Annotated in this window: 1 protein-coding gene; it reads left to right on the top strand. The window is 64.8% G+C overall.

The features are described from left to right. Positions 1-862, top strand: an 862-nt coding sequence (locus E1289_RS37780) for an acyltransferase domain-containing protein (protein WP_131988994.1), incomplete at both ends; no start/stop codon positions are given.

The following is an 862-nucleotide window of genomic DNA, read 5'->3' as shown; positions in this document are numbered from 1 at the left end:
CACCGGCCGCGCCACCCCCACCGGCGGCAAACTCGCCCTGCTGTACTCCGGACAAGGCTCCCAACGCCCCGGCATGGGCGCCCAGCTCTACCACCACCTGCCCACCTTCGCCCACGCCCTCGACCACACCTGCACCCACCTCGACCCCCACCTGGACACCCCCCTCAAACCCCTCATCCTCGACCACCACCACCCCCACCTACTCGACGACACCCGCTACACCCAACCGGCCCTGTTCGCCATCCACACCGCACTCACCCACACCCTCACCACCTTCGGCATCACCCCCCACCACCTCCTCGGCCACTCCATCGGAGAAATCAGCGCCGCCCACACCGCCGGCATCCTCACCCTCCCCGACGCCGCACACCTCATCACCACCCGCGCCCACCTCATGCACACCCTCCCGCAAGGCACCATGGCCGCCATCAACACCACCCCCACCGACCTGGCCGACCTGCTCCCCGACACCATCACCATCGCCGCACACAACACCCCCACCTCCACCGTCATCTCCGGCGACCCCCAACCCGTCAACGAAATCCTCGCCCACTACCGCCAACAAGGCACCAAAACCACAAAACTCCGAGTCAACCACGCCTTCCACTCCCACCACACGGAAACCATCCTCGACCAATTCCACCAACACATCCAACACCTCACCTACCAACCACCCACAACCCCCATCATCTCCAACCTCACCGGCCAACCAGCCGACCCCGACCACATCACCACCCCCCACTACTGGACCCAACACATCCGCCAACCCGTCCACTTCACCCAAAGCATCCAAACCCTCCACCAAAACAACACCACCACCTACCTCGAAATCACCCCACACCCCACACTCACCCCACTCGTC

The sequence above is a fragment of the Actinomadura sp. 6K520 genome, from assembly GCF_004349245.1.
Lineage (GTDB): Bacteria > Actinomycetota > Actinomycetes > Streptosporangiales > Streptosporangiaceae > Spirillospora.
This window is presented reverse-complemented; position numbering and strand designations above follow the sequence as displayed.